Source organism: Mesorhizobium sp. M0037 (assembly GCF_040323635.1).
Lineage (GTDB): Bacteria > Pseudomonadota > Alphaproteobacteria > Rhizobiales > Rhizobiaceae > Mesorhizobium.
Genome location: NZ_JAMYVB010000010.1, coordinates 138,586 through 158,297 on the forward strand (window position 1 = coordinate 138,586; position 19,712 = coordinate 158,297).

Genomic DNA, 19,712 nt, shown 5'->3' on the forward strand with positions numbered 1-19,712 from the left:
GTCGTGCATTTCCTCTCAAATGATCCCGGGACCGGCTTCTTCGCGCCGTGTGGTCCTGCTACCTGTTGCCGAATTGAGGCAACAGAATGACTTCGGAGCGCGTGTTACACTGCATGAGCAGCCGAATCCAGCCCGCCGCCTGCAATTCTTGGCCTCGCAATTTGGGTCGTGCGATTTGGGTTGATGTATCTGGCCGGAGCGCCGCGGCGCCATGTTAGGGTGCACTCCGAATCATCAAGCCGCCCAGTAAGGAGACGGTCATGGGCCGCATTCTTGTTTGGCTGATCGCCGCAATTTCGTTCTTCGCCTTTGCACCCGGCGTGGCGATGTCGGAACCGAAACATGCCATCGCCATGCAGGGCGAGCCGGCGCTGCCAGCCGACTACCAGCATTTCGACTACGTCAATCCCGATGCGCCGAAGGGCGGCAACATCACTTACTGCGTCGTCGGCAGCTTCGACAATCTGAACCCGTTCATCCTGAAGAGCCTGCGCACCACGGCGCGCGGCATGCAGGACCTCATTTTCGGCAATCTCGTCTTCGAGCCGTTGATGATGCGCAACTACGACGAGGCCTTCAGCCTCTATGGCCTGCTCGCAGACACAGCCGATATGGATCCCGAGCGCAAGTGGATCGAGTTCCATCTCAACCCAAATGCAAAGTGGTCCGATGGCGACCCGGTGACGCCGGATGACGTGCTGTTCACCTACGATGTCTTCACCGACAAGGGCCGCCCGCCCTACAGGGATCGCATGAGCCTGATCGCCAAGCTCGAAAAGACCGGCGATCACAGCGTGCGCTTCACCTTCAACGACAAGGCCAATCGCGAGACCCCCTTGATCATCGCGCTGACGCCGATCATCCCAAAGCACGCCTTCAACAAGGATACCTTCGACAAGACGACGTTGAAGCCGGTGATCGGCAGCGGTCCCTACATCATCGACAAGGTGCAGCCGGGACAGCGCATCGTGTTCAAGCGCAACCCGAATTACTGGGGCAAGGACATCCCTTCCAAGCGCGGCTTCGACAATTACGACCAGATCACCATCGAGTACTTCCTCAACGCCAATGCCAAGACGGAAGCGTTCAAGAAAGGCATCTGCGCCATTTACGATGAGGGCGATCCGGTCAAGCGCGAGCGCGATATCGATTTTCCCGCCTTTCATCGCGGCGAGGTGATCGCCGAGACCTTCGACACCGGCATACCGCCCGTGGTGACCGGCTTCCTGTTCAACACGCGGCTGGAGAAGTTTTCCAATCCGGAGGTGCGGCGCGCGCTCGGCATGCTCTACGACTTCGAATGGGCCAACAAGAACCTGTTCGGCGGTAAGTACACGCGCACGATGAGCTACTGGCAGAATTCCGAACTTTCCGCGCTCGGCCATCCCGCCAGCGACAGGGAAAAGGCGCTGCTGGCGCCCTACCCCGGCCGCGTGCCGGCCGATGTCATGGACGGCAGCTGGCGCCCGCCGGTGAATGACGGCACCGGCCAGGACCGCAAGGTGATGAAGGTGGCGTTCGACCTGCTGAAGAGCCAGGGCTACGCCGTTAGGGATGGTGTCCTGCTGGACCCAAAGGGAACTCCCTTCGGTTTCGAGATCCTGACGGCCTCGCAGGACGAGGAACGCTTTGCCGCCATTTATCAGCGCTCGCTGGAAAAGATCGGCATCGCGGTGACCATCCGCAGCCTCGAGGCCGACCAGATCCAGTCGCGCAAGCAGCGTTTCGACTTTGAGGTTCTTGTCGGGTCGAGCGGGTTCAGCAACTCGCTGTCTCCCGGTATGGAGCAGAACCTTCGCTGGGGTTCTTCAGAGGCCAAAAGAGAAGGTTCATTCAATCTGGCCGGCGTCGCCGATCCGGCGGTCGACGCGGCGATCGACGCGATGCTGAGAGCACGGACCAAGGAAGACTATGTCGCCGCCGTGCGCGTGCTCGACCGATTGCTGATCTCCGGCAATTACATGGTGCCGATGCAGTACAACGCGCAGCAATGGCTCGCTTACTGGAATTACCTGGACCATCCCAAAAAGACGCCCATATTCGGTTATCAATGGCCGACCTGGTGGCGCAAGCCGAACTGAGCGTGGCCGAGATCGGTCTCGCTGAAACGTTCGGCTGCAGGAGATCAAGATGAGCGATGACAATTCCATTACCGTCGACGTGGTTTCCGACGTCGTCTGCCCCTGGTGCTTCGTCGGCCAGAAGCGGCTGGATAAAGCGATTGCCGCTGCCGGCGACGTTGAGGTTCATGTGCGCTGGCGGCCGTTCCAGCTCGACCCGACCATCCCGCCCGAGGGCAAGGACCGGCGCGAATACATGCTGGCCAAATTCGGCAGCGACGAGCGCATCCGTCAGATGCATGCCCGCGTAGAGCCGCTCGGCGAAGCCGAAGGCATCGATTTCGCTTTCGACGCCATCAAGGTCGCCGCCAACACGCTGGACGCGCATCGTGTCATCCGCTGGGCCGGTGCCGCCGGTGAAGCCGTGCAGAACCGGCTCGTGCGCCGGCTGTTCCAACTGTATTTCGAGAAAGGCGGCAATATTGGCGACCACGCCGTGCTGATCGATGCCGCCCGCGAGGCCGGCATGGACGCTGCCGTGGTCGAAACGCTCCTGCCGACCGATGCCGACGTCGAGGAGGTGCGCACAGAAATCGCCACGGCATCGCGGATGGGGATCACTGGCGTGCCGTGCTTCCTGCTCGAAGGCAAATACGCCGTCATGGGCGCGCAGGACGCCGACACGCTGACTGATGCCATCCGCCAAGTCGCGGCCGCAAAGGCCAAGGGCGAGCTGGAAAAGGCCGGCTGACCGAAGTTATTTCACCGTCACCTTGGCTTTGCTGAGGAAGAAGCCATGCCCGTTGCTGCCCGTGCAGGTCAGTCCCTTGGTTGACGACTGGCAGGTAAACGGCCCTTTGCTCCAGCTGTTGCCATAGGCCAGCTTCGCGACATCGCTGCAGCAGCCCTGCTCTCCCGGATTCTTGATCAATGTCGCCGGGCCGTTCGGCCCAAGGATCACGGTGACGTAGCTGGGCTCGACGCGCGAACAGCTCAGTTCCGGACCGCCATCCTGTGGTTCGTAGGTGCTGGTGCCGCCCTTCGGCGTGTAGATGCAGCCGATGTTGCCGGACGGAGCATTGAACTCGATTTGCCCTTCGGCGCTTGCCGGAATGGTCTGGCTGACGGCATGCGCAAGAGGCAGCCAGGCAAAGAGCGTCACCATTGCGGGAACGGCTGCGCGTGCAAGCATTGGGGAGCTTCCTTGTTGGGGACCGGACATGCATCGGTGCCGACATTGCCCGGCAAGGTTCATTCCAGTGCGCTTGATTGTCAAACGGTGTTGAGCTGCAGCTAAAAAGCGCGTGCCCCCTCATGAACAGTCGCTTTACAGGAGCGACGATCTTGCGTGCCCAACCGTGATGGCCGGTGAAATGATTCGGGCGACCTGGGGCGATCACGGACGGCAATTTTTCGGGCGATCCGGTTAGCGCGCGGTGGGAAAACCGGCCGACGGGCAGGCCTTTTGGTCACAAAGCCGTGTATGAGCCTTCCCTCAGGGAATATTTTTGCACATCTGAGCGTTCTCGCAACACATTGAAACAAAGGACAAATTCGGCCCAAAGACGGCGGTCTCGCAGCACCAACTGTTGCCTCATGGCAACGGGGGTGGGCTGCCTCACATTCGCCGGCATAAAATTCATAGAAAATGATCAATTGGTGTTACTATCCGTAACAAAACTAAAAAAGGTTTGGGCGGGATTGTGATTCGGGTCGACAGACCGCGACGTTCAATATCGGCACTTTGGAACCGCGACGCCCCCGCCGGGCCGTCGCCCCTGACGCCAGTATCATCGATGCGGACCTTCTGGGGACTGATGCGGGCCTACTGGTTCTCGGACCGGTGGAGAGAGGCCTGGGCTCTTACCGTCGTCCTCGCACTCATCATAGCCCTGTCGAGCAAGGCCGACGTCTGGTTTACCGTGTTGGCGGGCGAACTGGCAGCCTCAATCGGTTTTTTTCACGACGCCGCGAATACCACGCCCCTTGAATCGGTGCTTACCAATGCCGGCCTGCTTGTGCTGCTGGTCGTGTTCAAGGACATGGGAATCATAGGCGCCTGCAAATTTGTATCGGCGACATTGCATCGCAAATGGCGCGCCTGGTTGAACGCGCGTTTCAATGCGGCGCTGCTCGATACCAACCATACGCACTACCACGCTCAGAATGGCTCGCCAGATGCGCCAGCGCCCGACAACATCGATCAGCGCTTGCAGGAATCGATCAAAGACATGGCGGGCGGCGCCATCGGGCTTGCCCAAGGTGTCTTCGGCGTCTTCACCTCACTTTATTTTGTCGGCGGCGCTTTGCTGGCGAATTCCGTGGAGGTAAAAGGCCTGGATGCCCTCGGCAGCTATGGCAGCGCCGTCCTCGCTCTGCTGGCAGTTGCCATCTATGTGCCCGTCAATACCTGGATCGCGATCAAACTCGGCGGAATGCTGGAGTGGCTCAATGTCAGGATGCAGAAGGCCGAAGGCACCTATCGCAGCGAGCTGATCACCTTGTTGCGCCGCAGTTTCCATGTGTCGGCGTCGCAAGGCGAAGACGTGCAAAAGACGATACATGGACGGCTCTATCTGGATATCGATACCACCTGGTCGAAGCTCAACATCGTCAACACCCTCTATGCGGGATTCGAATCGGTCTATAATTTCGTCGGGGCCAAAGTTGTCGCCTACGGACCTGGTCTGGTGCCGTTCATCCACAACGGCGTCGACCTCAAGGGCTACATAACCGGTTCCGAGCAGGTCAACGCGCTGATCAGCAAATGTTCCTGGTTCATCCATGTCATGCCGAGTCTCGCCACCTTGCGGGCCAACAGCCAGCGCGTCATTGAATTGGCGCACGCCATTGAAAACGTCCAACAGCCGCAGGAATTCTACAGCCAGACCGGCCGTTCCGATTTCCACTATGCCAGCCAGAACCCGGTCTTCGGCCTGACCATCCAGAAGCTTGAACTGGCGCATCAGGGTGAAGACGCCACGCCGTTCCTGAGCGCAGCCAATCTGCGCTTTCGGCGCGGCGAGTGGGCATTCCTCAAGGGCGAATCCGGCTGCGGCAAGACTTCGCTGATCAAGGCGATCAACGGCTTGTGGCCTTATGGCCGCGGCACCATCGTCTTCCCTGACGGTGTGAGGAGCTTCTATGCCGCCCAGGAGGTCAAGCTGCAGCAGGTGTCGCTGAAGCAGCTGGTGTGCCTGCCCGGCTCCGAGGACGACTATGGCGATGCGCAGGTCGCGGCAGCCCTGCACAAGGCCGGCCTTGGCGATTTCATCGAACACATGGCCGATGAAAGCCGCGAGGGAAAGATCTGGGACCAGCTGCTGTCCGGCGGCCAGAAGCAGAAGCTGGTGGTGGCCCGCATCGTGCTGCAGCAACCGGGACTGCTGTTCCTCGACGAAGCGACCGGCGCGCTCGATCCGGATGGCAAGATCGCCTTCCACCAGGCCATCAAGGACAACTGTCCCGATGTCACGGTGATCAGCATCATGCATGAGGCGGTGGCGCCACGCTCGGCCTCGGGCGAGGAATTCTACCACAGCGTGGTCGCGATCGCCGACGGCGTCGCCACCAAGAGGCCGCTTGTTCCGAACCTTCCGCGCGAGCTCACCACCATCCTTACGCAGCCGCGGCCGGTCGAGGACAAATGGATGCGTTTTTCACGCCGGCTGAAGCAGAAATAGCAGCCACGCCGAAGCGCGTTCCGCCACTGGCGGCGGGGCACTCGCTCCCTCCCCCTTCAATAATCATCACAGTCTCGCGATTGGGCGGCTCCCGGCTGTTTTCCGCCACCCCCGCGATTGACTCGCCAAGATGCGCTCCTATGTTGCGCCCGCTCGCTGAATTCCAACTCGAACCCGCGAGCAGAAAGGTCACCGCGCCATGCCTGGCGACAGTAGTCGAACGCAACCGCCGTCCGCCTCGATGTGACCTCTAACGGCTCACGTCCCGCCGGACGGCAAGGAGTGAGCCATGAACGAATTTACCCCCGTCGTAGCAAGCGACGATGCCGTCGCTATCGCGCGTATCCTTGCCAATGATCACGTCGCCGATGTCGTCGAGGCCCTGAACCGGGAATCTCGCGATACCGCGATAGAACTGCTTTGCGAAATGCCGTTCGAGCGGCTGGTCGAGATCTTCGACCAGCCTGAACTCGACGGCGCCTCCGATCTGGCCGAGGCGCTGCCGCGCGCCAAAGCGTGCAAGCTCCTGACCGCCATGTCGGTCGACCGCGCCGCCGATATCCTGCGCGAACTGGACGAACCGGCGAGCTCCGAGCTGCTCGGCGGGTTGGTCCCGCCGCTGCGGGCAACGCTGCTTTCCATTCTCGGCTATCCCGAAGGCAGCGCCGCCTCGATCATGACGACCGAATTCGTCAGCGTGCCGTCGGACTGGTCCGTCGGGCGCACGCTCGACTACATCCGCAAGGTGGAGCGGACGCGGGAGACCGTCTACGCCATCTACATCGTCGATCCAGACACGCATGTGCTGGTGCGCTCGACCGGCCTGCGCCGGCTGATCACCGGCGAGCCGGACGATCCGATCCTGTCGGTGGCGCCGGATCGCGCCCCGGTGACGGTGACGCCGCTGACCGATCGCGAGACACTGGCGCAGACGATCTCCAAATATGACCTGCTCGCGGTTCCCGTCGTCGACCACGGCAAGATCCTCGGCATCGTCACCATCGACGACATCATCGACATCATGATCGAGGAGACGACCGAGGACGCGCACCGTTTCGGCGGCATGGAGGCGCTCGACGAGCCCTACATGAAGATGAGCTTTCTCGCGATGATCAAGAAGCGCGGCGGCTGGCTGTGCGCGCTGTTCATCTCGGAGATGCTGACCGCCAACGCCATGCAAAGCTATGAAGGCGAACTGGAGAAGGCGATCGTGCTCACTCTGTTCATTCCGCTGATCATGAGCTCGGGCGGCAATTCCGGTTCGCAGGCGACCTCGCTCGTCATTCGCGCGCTGGCGCTGCGCGAGATCGGCCTTCGTGACTGGTGGCGGGTGGCGTTGCGCGAATTGCCAACCGGCCTGGTACTCGGCGCCATGCTTGGCGTGGTCGGCATCTGCCGCATCGCGCTCTGGCAGTATATGGGCTTCTACGATTATGGGCCGCATTGGCCGCTGATCGCGGCGACCGTGGGGGCAGCCCTTGTCGGTATCGTCACCTTCGGCTCGCTGTCGGGGTCGATGCTGCCGTTCGCGCTGAAACGGATCGGCTTCGATCCGGCGAGCGCCTCGGCGCCGTTCGTCGCCACGCTGGTCGATGTCACCGGCCTGGTGATCTATTTCTCGGTGGCGCTGGTCATCCTGCGCGGCACTTTGTTGTAATAAGCTTCAGGCCTCCCATCGCGGTGGCACAGCGGCTGCCATGGGGGGTTCTTCAAGATCGAGCGCGCGGGCGTCAATCGACCCGCACGCCGTTCTTCACGCGGTAGGTGGGCTTGTACATGGTGACCAGTTCCTCCGCTGCCGTCGGGTGGACGGCCATGGTGCGGTCGAAATCATCCTTGGTGACGCCGGCCTTCAGCGGAATGCCGAGCAACTGCGCCATCTCGCCGGCGTCCGGCCCGAGGATGTGCGCGCCGAGCACTTTTCGCGTGGCGCCATCGACCACCAGCTTCGTCAGCATCCTTTCGTCGCGGCCCGACAGCGTGTGCCGCATCGGCCGGAATGTGGCGCGGTAGATTTCGATATCGGCGTAGCGCTTGACGGCATCGTCCTCGGACAGCCCGACGGTGCCGATCTCCGGCTGTGAGAAGACGGCGGTCGGAATGGTGTCGTGGTCGGGCGCGGTCGGATTGCCCTTGAATGCGGTCTCGATGAAACACATGGCCTCGTGGATCGCCACCGGCGTCAACTGCACGCGGTTGGTGACGTCGCCGATCGCCCAGATGTTGTCGATGTTGGTGCGGGAATATTCGTCGACAACGATGGCGCCGGTTATGCCGAGCTCGATACCGACGCCTTCCAGGCCCATATTCTCGGTGTTTGGGAGGCGGCCGATGGCGAGCATGACCTGGTCGACTGTCAGCACCTTGCCGCCGGTGACCAACGCATCCAGCCTGCCGTCCGGCCGTTTGCGGACCCATTCCGACACGGCGTGGCAGAGGATCTTGATCCCCTTCTTTTCCATGGTTTCGTGCAGCATGTGCCGCAGGTCCATGTCGAAGCGTGACAGTATCTCCTTGCCGCGATAGACCAGCGTGGTGTCGACGCCCAAGCCATGGAAGATATTGGCGAATTCGACGGCGATGTAGCCTCCGCCCTCGATCATGATCGCCTTCGGCAGTTGCTTGAGGTCGAAAACCTCATTGGAAAAGATGCAATGCTCGTGACCGGGCAGCGCCGGGTGCGGCGCCGGCCGGCCGCCGGTGGCGATCAGGATCTGGTCGGCGGTGACGGTGCGGTCATCGCCCAGGAGATGCACGACATGCGGGTCGACCAGCATGGCGCGCGAGTGGAACGTCTCGCCGCCGGCGCCTTTCACGTTCTTTTCGTAGATCGCTTCCAGACGGGCAATCTCGCGGTCCTTGTTGGCGACCAGCGTCGGCCAGTCGAAGCTCGCCTCCGGCACCGTCCAGCCATAGCCGGCGGCGTCGGCAAAATGCTCGGGAAATTGCGAGGCATAGACATAGAGTTTTTTCGGCACGCAGCCACGGATGACGCAGGTGCCGCCATAGCGGTATTCCTCCGCGATGCCGACACGCTTGCCGAGCGCTGCCGCCACGCGCGCCGCTCTCACCCCGCCGGAGCCGCCGCCGATGACGAAGAGATCGTAGTCGTAACCGGCCATGCTGCTGTTCCTTGCCTCAGGAAATGTTTGCGACAGGTAGGCCGCATGAAGCCAAAAGAAAAGCCCGGTTTCCACCGAGCTTTCTGGTCCAGCGGCAAGGATGCCGGTGGCGAAATCAGACGTCTTAGTTCTTCGGCGCTTCCGGCTGGTCACCGTCTGCGGGCGCATCGCCGTCGGCAGGTGCAGCGCCATCGGCGGGGGCAGTTGCGTTATCCGGCGCAGGCGCGGCCGGAGCAGCGGCCTTCGCGGCTGCTGCCAGCGTTTCGCCGACCTGCTGGGCGAGATCGCGCGCCAGGCCGTTCTGCCAGATGTCGGCGGCCTTGACCAGTTCGCGCGTCACGTTGGGGCCGTTGTCGAGCAGCTTCTTGCCGGCATCGGAATTGTAGAAGGCGGCGATGTCGGTGAGATCCTTCTCGGAGAACACCTTGGCATAGGCGAGCGCTGCTTCCTTCTCCAGATCGGCACGGCGCGAGGCCAGCGCCAGTGCCTTTTCGCTGACGGTCTTGCCGATCAGCTCCTGCATATCAGGGTTCTTCTGGATAAGCTGCTGCTCGAGCGAGGCCGCTGCTTGCGGCAGGATGTTGTCGAACGAGTCGGTCGCGTGGATTGCCGTGACCGCCGCCCGTGCCGCCTTCAGATGCGATTCCGTGATCTCCTGCGAGAACGCCGGGGAAGAGAAGGCGAAAACGGCCGAAGCCGCCAGAACGGCGCAAAGATTGCGAACCCGGTTATGCAACATCATGATCGGTAGAACTCCCTGGTTTTCGGGCGGCATGGACGGTTTGGATGCCGTCGTCGCCGGCGATGATGGCCGCTGACGCCAGCCCGATGAAAAGACCATGCTCGACCACACCAGGAATGGCATGGAGAGCATTCGAAAGCGCTCTTGTATCCGGAATGCGGCCAAAAGATGCATCGAGGATAAAATGGCCGCCGTCTGTAACAAAAGGCTGGCCCCCCGTCATCCTCAATGTAACCGGGCCGGAAAGGCCGAGACTTTTGGCCGCTGCCGCGACCGCGATTTCGGTCGCGCGCAGGCCGAACCGGTTGACTTCGATCGGCAAGGGAAACCGGCCAAGGGTGTCGACCATCTTCGAGCGATCGGCAATGACGATCATGCGCTGAGATGCCGCCGCGACGATCTTCTCGCGCAGCAGCGCGCCGCCGCCGCCCTTGATCAGCGTCAGCGCCGCGTCGATCTCGTCGGCGCCGTCGACGGTGAGGTCGAGCTCGGGCGTTTCGTCAAGCGTCGACAGCGGCACGCCAAGTTCGCGGCAAAGGGCTGCAGTGCGCTCCGACGTCGGCACGCCGATGACGGACAAGCCAATGGCGATCTTTTCGGCCAGCAGCCGCACGAATTCGTCGGCCGTCGTCCCGGTGCCGATGCCGATGCGCATGCCGTCGCTGACATGGGCAAGGGCAGCCCGCGCAGCCTCGACCTTCAACTGCCTCGCATCCATGCTCGCCCCGGGGGTTTGGCTTGGTTCTGATTTTTCTGGATGCGCGCTCCTAGCACTTTTGCCCGCAGGGTCAAAGACTTTGGCTCGCACCGGCTTGCCTGAAAGAAGCGCAGCCGCTATCGCCTGCCTGCAATGCATCAGCCACAGGACAGGCCATGACCCAACCGATCATCGTGTTCGACCTCGACGGGACGCTGATCGACACGGCGCCGGACCTGCTCGACAGCCTCAACCACAGCCTTGCCGCCAGCGAGCTTGCGGCTGTCGACGAAGCCGGCTTCCGGCGTTTTGTCGGCCAGGGCGGACGGGTGATGATCGAGCGCGCCCATACCGCGCAGCAGAAGTCGCTGGCGGTGGAGGAGCATGACCGGCTGCTGAAGCTGTTCCTCGACCATTACACACTCAACATCCCCGGCAAGTCGCGCCCCTACCCCGGCGTGGTCGAGGCGATCGCCCGCTTCGAGAAGGCAGGCTACCTGCTCGCCATCTGCACCAACAAATACGAGGCGAATTCGAAAGCGCTGATCGAGGCGCTCGGCCTGACAGAGCATTTCGCCGCGATTGCCGGCCAGGACACGTTCGCCTTCCGCAAGCCCGACCCGCGCCATCTCACCGAAACCATCCGGCTCGCCGGCGGCGAGCCGCACCATGCGCTGATGGTCGGTGATTCGCAGACCGACATCGACACGGCCAAGGCCGCCGGCATTCCGGTGGTCGCCGTCGATTTCGGCTACACCGACCGCCATGTCAGGGAATTCGAGCCATCGGCGGTGATTTCGCATTTCGATGCGCTGACGCTCGACCTGGCGGAACGGCTGATTGCAGCGGCGGCCGGCTGAGCGAAACAGGTGATTGCGCGGCAGCGCCTGTCCTCGGCTATTTCAGGCACAGAAGGCCGGCGCATCGCCTTGACTTCACAACCCTGCCTCCCTTATATCGCGGCTCGCTTGGCCTTCGGGCAACGAGCGGGCGATTAGCTCAGCGGGAGAGCACACCCTTCACACGGGTGGGGTCGCAGGTTCAATCCCTGCATCGCCCACCATTTTTTCAAGCACTTAGGCATGTTGATTTTCCTCCGCGTACGGAAACCGTACAGAAACAATCGCATCCTTCAGACATTTCCGGCGATCTGCTTTTTGTTGGACAGTGAAGGCATGCCAAATCTTGATGAGATCCTGCCCGATTTAGAACCGCCACTCGCACTCGAACTCACGTTCCTCGGGCCATACCGGGTTGACGTATTCCGCAGGTGAGAGAACGACGATGTCTGGCAGCTCACGTGGATGCTCCCTAACGCGACGCCGATTTCACGAGTCGAAGATCGGGATAACGGCACCGGGCCCAAAAACAATACTGCCCTCAAGTAAGCGAGTGTCGCCCAGAATAGTATCCAGATCACCGCCGGGAATATTTCGCAACAACTCTGCATTGGATAGCTTGAATTTTTTTCACGCCCAGGCTTAATCCCACGCCAGGTATGGGAGGGGACTAATGCCGAAACCTATTGGGCTGAAAATTTCTGAGCTTCGCTTGGATCACGAAAATCCGCGCATCTCGACGGAAGACGGTCAAATCAACATCCGTCAGGCACTTCTCGATGATCAGGGGACCAAGATAGCGGAGCTTGCCGCCGATATCGCGAAATTTGGGCTAAACCCCATGGACCGGATGATGGTTCTAAAGCCCGACTCGAAGAAAAACGAATATGTCGCTCTTGAGGGTAACCGACGAACAGCGGCCTTGCAGATTCTCGCCAATCCGTCGTTGCTGGAAGATATGAAGATTCCAGACTCGCTTCGAACTAAGCTGACCGACCTTGCGGACGATTTTGACACGAAAACGGTCGAGCCCATCTCTGGCGTGGTCATGCCCGACCGAGACACTGCCCGACGTTGGATAGAGCTCCGGCACACCGGACAGAACAGCGGCCGGGGAATAGTTGATTGGAATGGTGTTCAGACGGCCCGTTTTCGCGGAGATCGCACACTTGATCTATTGGAATTCGTGCGTCAGAAGGGAAATCTGACACCGGCCGAGCAGGCTGCCATTGCGAGCAATTTCCCGATTACCACGCTCGACCGTATCATTTCCAATCCAGCAGTCCGCCAGAAAATAGGCATACAGATCGTCGATGGAGAGTATTATTTCGCTTACCCGACCAGCGAACAGATCAAGATCATCAAGAAAATTGTTCTTGACCTGGCTAGTAAGACGATCAAGGTCGATGCGGTCAAAACCAAGGAACAGCAGATCACCTACGTCGACGGCATTCCCAAATCGGCGATGCCATCTGGACCGAAGCTCAAGGCGGCCGAGTCCGTGAAGGCTGTAGTAAAGGCCCAGCCTTCACCCCCACCCCTCCCCCGCCCCCCTTTCCAAGCCCATTGCGCCGAAAGACACTTGTCCCAAAGACCTTTGGGTTGACGATATCGAACACGAAAGCAGCTCAGCTCTTTTATGAGCTGCGAAACCTGAACATCGACAAATTCACGATTGCCGGCGCTATTTCTTTGCGAAGTTTTGTCGAAGCGGTCGTCGAGATATATTGCTCTTCCCATTCGATCTTAACGAAACACACGTCGGGGAAGAACGCGGGGAAGACATTCAGCCTAGGAGAGAAAGTGGAGGCCGTGCTGCAGCATCTCAGTTCGGCTCTGACGAAACAGGAGTTGACCGCAGCAAGGGCTTCGCTCACCGGTAAGGATAGCGTGATATCCGTCGCCCGGTTACACGAGTACGTGCATAACCCGGCCATGTTTCCATCAAAAAACGATCTTATTGGCGCCTGGTCTGGCGTGGAGGCGTTTTTCAAAGCGGCCTGCAAATGACGCCGAAGAGCGCCCGCGCCTCTCACCATGCGTCTCCGCTACGCTATCCAGGGGGAAAGGCCAAGCTCGCCCCGTACTTTAAAGCACTTGTTCGAAAGAATAGGCTCCTAGACGGAACCTATGTCGAACCGTTCGCAGGCGGTGGCGGTGTGGGGCTATGTTTGCTTCTGCATGGCTACGTCGAGCACATCATACTCAACGACCTGAGCGCCCCGATCTACGCATTCTGGAGAGCTCTGTTGGATGAACCCGACCGGTTTCAGCAGAAGATTCTCGACATTGAGCTAACGACCGAAGAGTGGTTAAACCAGCGACAAGTGTTTCAAGAAGCTGAGGGGCGGATCTCCTTCGAAATTGGGTTTGCCACGTTCTTCCTCAACCGAACGAACCATTCTGGCGTCCTCAACGCCGGCATGATCGGAGGGCACAGTCAAAGGTCCGCCTATGGTCTCGATGCCCGTTTCAATCGTCAAGAACTCGCCGCTCGGGTCATGAGAATCGCGAAAAATCGTTCGAAGATCACGGTGATGAATCTGGATGCGGCGGAGCTTATCCGGAATGTGACGGAAATTGCCGGCGATGATCGCCCGCTGATCTATATCGATCCTCCATACTATCGGAAGGGGCGCGACCTTTACTACGACTTCTACCGTCAAGAGGATCATGGCAAGCTTCGCGATGTGATCGTTCAACTCAATTCCGCAATCCCTTGGGTAGTCTCTTACGATAACGAGCCGGCGATCCGCGAGTTGTATGATGCCCACCAGATGCTTGAGTACAACTTGAGCTATTCGGTCCGAAACGGAAGGCAGGGCAAAGAGGTTATGTTCATGTCTGACTGTCTCAAACCGGCTTCACTTGCTGAAGGAGGGCTGCAGGCGCCCCTGCCACAAGCGGAGTTCAACCTGGCCAGTTGATCGATTCGGGCGCACGGTCTTTCGGAGATTTCGTGTCTAGCGCCCGGCTTCACTTCGCAGAGTATCGGTTGGCAGCGGACGTTAGACTAGCAACTACAGCTCGCCCCCTCACCCCCAAAATTCTTCTGCGCGAAATTCAACGCGCTTGAGTAGCTGGTGTAGCTCTGGAACTGGCAGACATCGGAGCCGTTGCGCACCTTCATCTGCTCGAGATCCCAGAACGAGACCTCGATGTGGTCGTTGGCGCAATAGACCGTGTATTTTTCAGGCTCCAGCGCGCTGGCTTTCTGCAGCGGCATGGAGACGGCAGGAATGGAAAGTACGGAAAGTGCAAGCATGACGGCGTGACGCGTGCGCATGGTAAACCCCTTAAGTGAAACCGGCCCGTATTATCGCCGCTATTTTGAAACGTTGCATCACGGCTTTTTGGCGAACGACTTCTTTCCCCACGGCCCGGCTCGCAGCCGGCTACTCCCTGTTTGACGCAATTCCCAAGGGAAAGCGCTTCGCGCTTTTCCCGGGAAAACCGTTTCACACTTTTCCTGGAATTGCTCAGATGCTGATCCAGATCTCCAGTGTGTTGGCGCCGATAATCGGTACCGCTCGGGCGATTACCGCCTGGCCGGCAGCAGTGAGGTCGGCGGCGAGAAGTTCGGCGGCGTAGCGGTCGGCGTCGGCGTCCGGATTATAGCGCACCTCGTTCTTGCCGGCAGCGGAGTCCACCTGTTCCTCGCCGGGTGTCGGGATGCCCCAGCCCAAGGCGCGCATTTTGGCGGAGAGCGCCTGGGCGCCATCGCGCGTCATCCCGTCGAACTGAACGTAAACCGTCTGCGGGTGCTGCTGGATACGCAGCCGATCCTTCAATGTGTTGAGCGCCTCGCGGTCCTGGTCGCCGATGATCGCCTGACCGCCGGCTGCGGATATGTCGAGATCTGCGACAGCGCGGCGCGCGGCGGCGAACACAGGCAGCCAGTCCGGGCGGTTCCACAGGTCAGGCGGAACACTGAGCAAGGTCTCGAGCACGTTGCTGCGCCGGGCAGGCGTCAGCCCTGTCATGCTTTGCAGGCCGGCCATCTCGACAAGAGCTGCGACGATCTTGCGCCGTTCGGGCACCGCGAGATCCGCATTGCCGAGTGCGGCAATCAATTCACCGCGCAGCGCATCGGTGGCGCCGTCGGCGCTGTCGAGCAGTTTGACACGCCCCGCCAGATCGTCGGCTGCGGTTCCATTCGGGCCGGGGTTCTTCACCGAATCCGTCCATTCGATGAGCGTGCCAAAATTCAGGCTCGTGCGTCTCTCAAGCTCGGCAACCGGGAGCCGATACTGTTCGACGTTGAACTCGCCCGTGGCGTCGCCCGGAATGAGGAACGCATCGACGACGAAGTCAGGCTCCCTCGCCTCGTCCTTCACGGCAGCCGGCACGGAAGAGACGGCGAGCTTCCAATAGGCGTTGGGGACCGGCACGCCATCGATCGGGTGGCTGGTGGGGTTGAAGATCGTACCGCTGAAGATGGTCACCTTATTGGCCAGCGGATTGTGCTGCGTGCGCACCCAGTTTTCGAGCGGCGCCCACTTCGTCTCGTAAAAAGCGCTGGACTGCGGCATCGTGTTGGGCAGGACATAGGTATACTGGGCCAGTTTGAGCGCCGCCGTTGCCGCATCGACCGTGAATTCGGGACCCCAGGCGATGTCGCTTGCGTTCGCCAATCGTGCTGGCAGCCAGCGCCGGTCCGGCCGGAGGTACCAGGCACGATCCGGCTGCAAATCATCCAGCAGTCGATTATCATACCTCAATCCGCTGCCGGTGACCTGCAAAGTCATCCTTTGCGACCGATCCAGATTGACCGCCGAGTAGATGGCCATGCGGTGACTTCGGCCCATCACCAGCGAGTAGTTGATATAGTCCAGCGGCGTCCTCGAGGTATCGCTCGCCAAATCGCCGGTTAACCTGGGCAGGGCGATGTTGGCCTGGATAAAATCGACCTTATAGCCCGTAAGGACATTGGGCCGCTTGTCAGTAACTTTGCCGAGCAGCGGTTCAAGCGCGCTTTGCAGCGGCGCCGGCAACTCGCTGAGACTGATCTCACTGCTTTTGATCCGGCCTGCCAGTTCAACAAGCACCGCCTGCTTCAAATCGGGCGTCAGTTTTTCGAGGGATATATTGCCGTCTTTGAGCTGGTCGATCACAAGCCCGATGGCAGACCGCAAGGTGGCCTGCGTGTCTTGCTGCTCACGCAGTCTTTTGGCAGCGTCCTCGGCATTCTTCAAGGCAACGTCACGCGCGGCTTCTGCCTGTACGCGTGCGTTTTTTGCCTCCGCGAGAGCGGCGCTTAGGTGCTTATTGAGTTCCGCGACCTCGTTCGCCGCGGTCTCGGCCTTGGATTGTGCCTGCTCGGCATTGGAACGGGCAACAACAGCATCATTCCTCTGGTTAAATGCGAAGTAGGTGGTTCCAGCGAGGATTGCGGTTAGGGTGGCGAACACGGCGATCAGCAGGTTCTTGCTGCGATCGCGCTGCTTCTGGCTGTCCGTCTCCGCCTTGGCGCTCGCCTCAACGAACTCGGCAATGTCGGCACCTTGCGGCAGCTCCGCCGCCTCCTTCAGCGCTTCGCCGCGCAGGAGATAACCGGCATAGCCGGTGTTCTTCCATTGCCTGGCCTGAGCGGCCACACGGATGCGAAAGCGCTCGGTCAGTTCGTCCGAACTCAGTTCGTCGTCGGATGCGGATTGCTCGTTGGACCCAGAGGCCGTGGGGCCGGCTTTGGCCGGCCCGACAATGGCATCCGTTGCAACCGACCCCGGATCGTCCGCCGCGACAGCGACCGTTTCAAGGCCGCCGCCACCTGCGAAAGACGCGAGCCGCGCCGGGCTGACGTCGGCTGAGGTGATGCCCGGCCGCGTGACCAGTTCGGCGGACCAATAATCGAGTATGCGCTGCGCCGCGCGCCGGTCGGATTCCCGCGCGATGGAGCTGCCGGCGCGCCGTGCCTTGGCCAGGAAGTCGCGGATGGCCTGCGCATCGGGGGCCGTGTTGTCGATGCTGGCTTCCGTCGTCTCGGCGCCGGCCTTGTCGCTGCGGCTCATCGATGGGTCGACGGCTTCATTGCTGCTGGCGATGCGCATCAGCTCGAGATGTGCGATCCGGATGTCGCTCAGCGAAATAAAATCGGCCGGAGTTTCGGTCTCCGTGCCTGTCGCAAGTTCATCGCTCATGGCCCCAGGTCCTCAATGATCTTGTGCAAAGGCGTGCTGACGCGGACGATCGAGGCGCATTCCGTTTTCAGCGCCAGATCGACCTGGACGAAGCGTTGCTGGGCCTCGTCCCGATAGGCTTCGAAGGCAAGGATGAAGGCGGCATCGACGGTCTCGCGCGATAGCTGGTCGTTGACGTCGGTGGAGTAGTCGACGAGCGTCGCCCGCCACGCTCCAGTGGGGTCGAGGTCGGCAAGAACCTTGACCTTCACTTCCAGGTTTCGCCACAGCGGCGAAAACTGGAACGGCAGCGACCTGTCCGCCGCAGCGCCCCCTTCTATCGGCTCGATCATGTCGGTAAGGCTGGCCAGCTTGTTGTCGATGTCCTGCCATAGCTTGTGCTCGACGACGCGCGCATAGATGGTCGAGGACAGCACCATGATCGCGTCATGCGCGGCCTTGATCAAGGGCACGGACGGCTCTTCTGCAGGAAGTTTGCCGGCTATCGTATCTAGACCGGTGGCCAAAAGTCCGAAGGGCAGGTTCTTTGCCGTGACGAAAATCTGCTGGTTGAGCCGCGACGGCACGACGCGCAGCACGGTGCGCACGTCAAACAGCGCGTCGTAGGCGTCCGGAGACTTGTTATCGATGGCAGCCTGCAACTTGATCGCAGCCGCCTTGAGGTCGTCGAGCCAGGCCTGCTCGATATCGTGAAGCGCCGGCCCCGCCGGCAGCTCCATGACCGACTCTCCGATAGAGACACAGAAGAGCTTCAATATTTTGAGGAAATTGCGCATGACGCGGACCTGCTCTAGGTCGGCCCCCATGTCGCGGGCGGCGACCAGCAGGTTCTGGAAGCTGCCGATGCCGTATTGAAAACTCTGCAGATGGTCATGCAGGTCCTTGTAGGTCTTGAGGACATCGATCTGGCTGGTGACATTGGTGAGGCCGTTGTCGGCGGCAAGCGTGGCCTGAATGTCCTTGGACTGCTGGTTGACGGCGTTGAAGCCTGCGAGCGCGGTGTTGACCCGATCGTCGGTCGTCAGGCCGGGCAACTCGGCCGTCGGTTTCTGGCCCGCGGCGAGTTCGTCCAGATAGGCCTTGAACCGGGCCGCGCACTGCGGATTTTGCGCCACGACGGCAGTCATAAGCGCCTGCGACAGTTTATTGGTCAACGCATAGTCAAGGATGTTGAACCAGACTGTAAGCGCCGCCCCCTGGAGGTTGATGGCGCCAGCGACGATCCCAGCGTCCTTGGTTACCTGCAACCAATCGGGAGGCAATGGGTAGAGATCAGCCAGTTGAAGCCTGAGGTCGAAATAGGCGCTGATCTCTGAACTCCCTGGTGTTTGGTGTGTGGCGTTATAAACCGTCACATCCGAAAAAATTTACATGCCGTAGTCCCAAATCGCCGCGCATCGAGCTGCGCCATCGGTCTGCATAGCTCACCATCTACACAGGCTTTGCCGCGAGGTCTTGGATGATGGTGTCGATCGCGATGCCTTCATTGCGATAATATGTGCTTTTGGCAGGCGCGTTGGGCTCGGTGAGCCAGCCTCCGCTGTGATGCAGCGCAATCAGGTTCCAGTCGGTGTCGAAGACCGGCGAGCCCGACGAACCCGGCAGTGTGTCGGTCAGATACTGGACGCGGCCGCCGCCGACGAAGGCCACGACATTGGCGACGAACGAAATCTGTTTCTGCGCACCGCCGGGATGCTGGATGATGTTGACATGATCGCCGGCCTTGACGGTCATGGGTTTCAATTCCAACTCGCCCCATTTGGAGGCATCGCCCTTGATGCGGACGGCGGACCAATCATTGTCCTTGGAGGTACGAAGAGGCACGGCGGTGTCGATGTCGAACTGGTCGAGCGGCGCGTCGAGCCCGGCAACGGTGCGCTGATAGTTGAACTGGACCACCGTGCCCGCCAATGAAGCGCCGTCAGGCAAGACATGGTTGTTGGTGATCAGTATCCCGCCGGTGGTCATGAAGCCGGTGCCGGAGCTGCCATCCGCACGCTTGATGCGCACCACCGATCTTGCCCTGACAAGGCCGAGTTCGAGATAGCTGATCGGCACCAGCGTGCTCTTGTCGCCAAGGATTTTTTCGAGCTGGGCCGGCGCCGTCGCGCCGCTCCAATTGGCGGTCGCGGGGCCTTCGACCGGCGGCGGCGGGGCGTGCTGCTTTGCCTGCAGCAGTGCCTGGTCGCCGGGATTCTCATCGAGTGCAAAGGCGACGAGGTCGTCGGCCCTGGTCTCCTGCTTTGCGCGCTGGACAATCGCAAACCAGTTGTTGATCGCCTTGTTGTCAAAGGCGATCTGGGCCGTCGAAAGACCGACACCTTTGGCAACACGCACGCCGTCGCCGATCATCGGGTAAAGGTTGGCGAGGATGCGGTTGAGACTGTTCAGTTCGGATTGCGTCCATTCGGTCATGGGATTCCCTCCGA

16 protein-coding genes and 1 tRNA gene are annotated in these 19,712 nt (G+C 60.6%); 9 read left to right on the top strand and 8 right to left on the bottom strand.

Translation table 11 applies throughout. The features are described from left to right. Window positions 1-260: 260 nt before the first annotated feature. Complete coding sequence (locus NKJ78_RS17050; protein ID WP_023750695.1) at window positions 261-2,081, top strand: extracellular solute-binding protein; 1,821 nt, start codon at window positions 261-263, stop codon at window positions 2,079-2,081. 49 nt (window positions 2,082-2,130) lie between these two features. After that, on the top strand, window positions 2,131-2,811 hold the full coding sequence (locus NKJ78_RS17055) for a DsbA family oxidoreductase (protein WP_023688489.1): 681 nt from the start codon (window positions 2,131-2,133) through the stop codon (window positions 2,809-2,811). 6 nt (window positions 2,812-2,817) lie between these two features. On the opposite strand, the gene NKJ78_RS17060 is transcribed toward NKJ78_RS17055, so the two are convergent. Further along, window positions 2,818-3,252 (bottom strand): hypothetical protein, encoded by a 435-nt coding sequence (locus NKJ78_RS17060; protein ID WP_023682515.1) that lies wholly within the window; start codon window positions 3,250-3,252, stop codon window positions 2,818-2,820. A gap of 604 nt (window positions 3,253-3,856) precedes the next feature. On the opposite strand from NKJ78_RS17060, the gene NKJ78_RS17065 reads away from it, so the two are divergent. Together NKJ78_RS17065 and mgtE are read left to right on the top strand one after the other, a co-directional pair. Continuing rightward, a complete protein-coding gene (locus NKJ78_RS17065; protein WP_352459008.1) occupies window positions 3,857-5,743 on the top strand; it encodes an ABC transporter ATP-binding protein/permease in 1,887 nt (628 codons plus the stop codon). Between the two features lie 289 nt (window positions 5,744-6,032). Continuing rightward, window positions 6,033-7,400 carry a magnesium transporter gene (gene mgtE, locus NKJ78_RS17070; protein ID WP_023818901.1) on the top strand — a complete coding sequence of 456 codons (1,368 nt, stop codon included), beginning with the start codon at window positions 6,033-6,035 and terminating at the stop codon, window positions 7,398-7,400. A gap of 73 nt (window positions 7,401-7,473) precedes the next feature. Here the strand turns inward: mgtE and gor are convergent, their stop codons facing one another. The 3 genes from gor to rpiA form a co-directional block, all read right to left on the bottom strand. Next, a complete protein-coding gene (gene gor / locus NKJ78_RS17075) occupies window positions 7,474-8,865 on the bottom strand; it encodes a glutathione-disulfide reductase (RefSeq protein WP_352459007.1) in 1,392 nt (463 codons plus the stop codon). 124 nt (window positions 8,866-8,989) lie between these two features. Further along, window positions 8,990-9,607: a DUF2059 domain-containing protein gene (locus NKJ78_RS17080; protein ID WP_023668979.1), complete on the bottom strand. Its 618-nt coding sequence runs from the start codon at window positions 9,605-9,607 to the stop codon at window positions 8,990-8,992. Continuing rightward, a complete protein-coding gene (gene rpiA / locus NKJ78_RS17085; protein WP_352459006.1) occupies window positions 9,594-10,325 on the bottom strand; it encodes a ribose-5-phosphate isomerase RpiA in 732 nt (243 codons plus the stop codon). Before rpiA ends, NKJ78_RS17080 begins: the two co-directional genes overlap by 14 nt. A gap of 155 nt (window positions 10,326-10,480) precedes the next feature. Here rpiA and NKJ78_RS17090 point away from each other — a divergent pair, with 155 nt between their 5' ends. The 5 genes from NKJ78_RS17090 (at window position 10,481) to NKJ78_RS17110 (ending at window position 14,070) form a co-directional block, all read left to right on the top strand. Beyond that, window positions 10,481-11,164, top strand: a complete 684-nt coding sequence (locus tag NKJ78_RS17090) for a phosphoglycolate phosphatase (protein WP_352459005.1) — start codon at window positions 10,481-10,483, stop codon at window positions 11,162-11,164. A gap of 128 nt (window positions 11,165-11,292) precedes the next feature. After that, window positions 11,293-11,367 (top strand) — tRNA-Val (locus tag NKJ78_RS17095). Window positions 11,368-11,816: 449 nt separating this feature from the next. Then, a complete protein-coding gene (locus NKJ78_RS17100; protein WP_023738842.1) occupies window positions 11,817-12,749 on the top strand; it encodes a ParB N-terminal domain-containing protein in 933 nt (310 codons plus the stop codon). Then, window positions 12,746-13,153: a hypothetical protein gene (locus NKJ78_RS17105; protein WP_023738841.1), complete on the top strand. Its 408-nt coding sequence runs from the start codon at window positions 12,746-12,748 to the stop codon at window positions 13,151-13,153. The genes NKJ78_RS17100 and NKJ78_RS17105 overlap by 4 nt, the downstream gene beginning before the upstream one ends. Further along, window positions 13,150-14,070: a DNA adenine methylase gene (locus NKJ78_RS17110; RefSeq protein ID WP_023738840.1), complete on the top strand. Its 921-nt coding sequence runs from the start codon at window positions 13,150-13,152 to the stop codon at window positions 14,068-14,070. Before NKJ78_RS17105 ends, NKJ78_RS17110 begins: the two co-directional genes overlap by 4 nt. Window positions 14,071-14,156: 86 nt before the next feature. Here the strand turns inward: NKJ78_RS17110 and NKJ78_RS17115 are convergent, their stop codons facing one another. The 4 genes from NKJ78_RS17115 to NKJ78_RS17130 form a co-directional block, all read right to left on the bottom strand. Next, entirely contained in the window at window positions 14,157-14,429 is a 273-nt protein-coding gene (locus NKJ78_RS17115; RefSeq protein WP_023749317.1) for a hypothetical protein, read from the bottom strand. 193 nt (window positions 14,430-14,622) lie between these two features. After that, the gene (locus tag NKJ78_RS17120) at window positions 14,623-17,193 is read right to left on the bottom strand and encodes a DNA/RNA non-specific endonuclease (protein ID WP_352459004.1); all 2,571 of its coding nucleotides are present in this window, start codon (window positions 17,191-17,193) and stop codon (window positions 14,623-14,625) included. Between the two features lie 86 nt (window positions 17,194-17,279). After that, entirely contained in the window at window positions 17,280-18,410 is a 1,131-nt protein-coding gene (locus NKJ78_RS17125) for a hypothetical protein (RefSeq protein ID WP_156929790.1), read from the bottom strand. A gap of 304 nt (window positions 18,411-18,714) precedes the next feature. After that, the gene (locus NKJ78_RS17130) at window positions 18,715-19,698 is read right to left on the bottom strand and encodes a trypsin-like peptidase domain-containing protein (RefSeq protein ID WP_023696135.1); all 984 of its coding nucleotides are present in this window, start codon (window positions 19,696-19,698) and stop codon (window positions 18,715-18,717) included. Window positions 19,699-19,712 lie beyond the last annotated feature (14 nt).